Origin of the sequence: Streptomyces sp. WELS2 (assembly GCF_013870595.1) — a bacterium.
Lineage (GTDB): Bacteria > Actinomycetota > Actinomycetes > Streptomycetales > Streptomycetaceae > Streptomyces.
Genome location: NZ_JACBWZ010000992.1, coordinates 1 through 2056 on the forward strand (window position 1 = coordinate 1; position 2056 = coordinate 2056).

Consider the following 2056-nt stretch of genomic DNA (forward strand, 5'->3'; position numbering starts at 1 on the left):
GCCGCGGCCCGCACCGGGTTCGGCGGCCTGGAGACCATCGACGAGATCACGATGGTCGCGGTGCCGGACCTGATGAGCGCCTACCAGCGCGGCGACATCGACGCCGAGGGCGTGCGCACCGTGCAGCTCGCCGTGATCTCGCACTGCGAGCAGATGGGCGACCGGGTCGCGGTGCTGGACACCCCGCCCGGGCTCAACGCCCAGCAGGTGCGCACCTGGCGCAACGACGAGGCGGGCTACGACTCCCGGTACGCCGCCCTCTACTACCCGTGGGTGCGGGTCTTCGACCCGGCCGCCGGACGCAACACCACGGTCCCGCCGAGCGGTCACATCGCCGGTGTGTGGGCGCGCAGCGACGCCGAGCGCGGTGTGCACAAGGCGCCCGCCAACGAGGTGATCCGTGGCGCGGTCGACCTGGAGCTGCGGCTCAGCAAGGGCGAGCAGGACCTGCTCAACCCGATCGGCGTCAACTGCGTACGCGCCTTCCCGGGCCGGGGCATCCGGGTGTGGGGCGCCCGCACCCTCTCCTCCGACCCGGCCTGGCGCTACCTGAACGTGCGCCGCCTCTTCAACTACCTGGAGGAGTCCATCCTCCTGGGCACCCAGTGGGTGGTCTTCGAGCCGAACGACGACCGGCTCTGGTCGAGCATCCGGCGCAACGTCACCGCCTTCCTCACCGAGGAGTGGCGCCGGGGCGCGCTGTTCGGCCGCACCGCCGAAGAGGCGTTCTACGTCAAGTGCGACCGCGACAACAACCCGCAGGAGTCCATCGACCAGGGCCGGGTCGTCTGCGAGATCGGCGTCTCGCCGGTCAAGCCCGCGGAGTTCGTGGTGTTCCGGCTGGCCCAGTTCTCCGACAGCACCAGTCTCATCGACGAGTGAGACGAGCCAGACCAGTGACCCGCGGGTCCAGCAACGGAAGGTGACAGACAGTCATGGCAACGGGCGATGCTCTTTCCACCCACGTCTTCGGCGTGCAGCTCGGTGGCTACCTGGTCGAATCGATCCAGGAGATCAGCGGGCTGACCGTCGAGGAGGACGTCGTCGAGGTCAAGCAGGTCACCGCTGAGGGCAAGCAGATCATCCGCAAGCAGCCCGGCGGCCGGCAGGCGGGCGAGATCACGATCACCCGGGGACTCGACAAGAGCAGCGAGTTCACCAACTGGATCAAGGAGACCCTGAACAACGGGGCCGTGAACACCGCCCGGCAGAACCTGACCATCGAGATCAAGGACTCCGAGGGCAGCACGGTCCGCCGTATCCAGCTGATGCAGGGCTGGGCCTCCAAGTGGGAGGGCCCCTCCCTCAAGGCCGGCGAGTCGGCCGCGGCCACCGAGTCCGTCACCATCGTGTTCGAGGAGATCATCGTCGAATGAGGCGCCGTACCGTGACGGCGGGCAACCTGGACGAGATCCTCCAGCTGACGACGCCCGCCACGGCGACCGAGCAGGCGGCGGAGCCCCCCGCCGCCGCACCGGCCCCGCCGCCCCGCCAGGAATCGCACGGGCTGCGCACCGAGTTCGAGTTCGTGCTGCCGCGCGGCTACGTCGACGAGGCGGGCACGGTGCACCGCGAGGGCTCGATGCGCCTGGCCACGGCCCGGGACGAGCTGCGGCCGCAGATCGACCTGCGGGTCAAGGAGAACCCGGCGTACCTGAGCGTGGTGCTGCTGAGCCAGGTGATCACCCGGCTCGGCACCATCACCGATGTGCACGCCGGGATCGTGGAGCGGATGTACGCCACCGACGTCGCCTTCCTCCAGGACTTCTACCGCCGCGTGAACAGCGAGGGCCACACCCGGGCGGCGGTGACCTGTCCGCACTGCGAGGGCGGCTTCGAGGTCGACCTCTCGGGTGGGCGCCTGGGGGAATCGTGACGTACGCCCTTCCCCGGCTCCGGGAGGAGGTCGCGTACATCGCCTATCACTTCCACTGGGCGAGGGAGGAGATCCTCGACCTGACCCATGACGAACGACGGCAGTGGGTGGCCGAGATCGCCCGTATCAACACCCGCGTGAACGAAGGCGGTTGAGCACATGGCATGGCGGGACAGGCTG

General features: G+C 69.3%; 4 protein-coding genes. All 4 read left to right on the forward strand.

Annotation, left to right across the window (positions count from 1 at the left end; genetic code table 11):
- The coding region (locus H5J33_RS32680; protein WP_181798335.1) for a phage tail sheath subtilisin-like domain-containing protein at positions 1-882 on the forward strand (882 nt) is incomplete at its 5' end.
- Positions 883-935: 53 nt separating this feature from the next.
- A complete protein-coding gene (locus H5J33_RS32685) occupies positions 936-1376 on the forward strand; it encodes a phage tail protein (protein WP_181798336.1) in 441 nt (146 codons plus the stop codon).
- Positions 1373-1876 (forward strand): zinc-ribbon domain-containing protein, encoded by a 504-nt coding sequence (locus H5J33_RS32690; RefSeq protein WP_181798337.1) that lies wholly within the window; start codon positions 1373-1375, stop codon positions 1874-1876. The genes H5J33_RS32685 and H5J33_RS32690 overlap by 4 nt, the downstream gene beginning before the upstream one ends.
- Positions 1873-2031 carry a DUF6760 family protein gene (locus H5J33_RS32695; RefSeq protein ID WP_181798338.1) on the forward strand — a complete coding sequence of 53 codons (159 nt, stop codon included), beginning with the start codon at positions 1873-1875 and terminating at the stop codon, positions 2029-2031. The genes H5J33_RS32690 and H5J33_RS32695 overlap by 4 nt, the downstream gene beginning before the upstream one ends.
- The last annotated feature ends 25 nt before the right edge of the window (positions 2032-2056 follow it).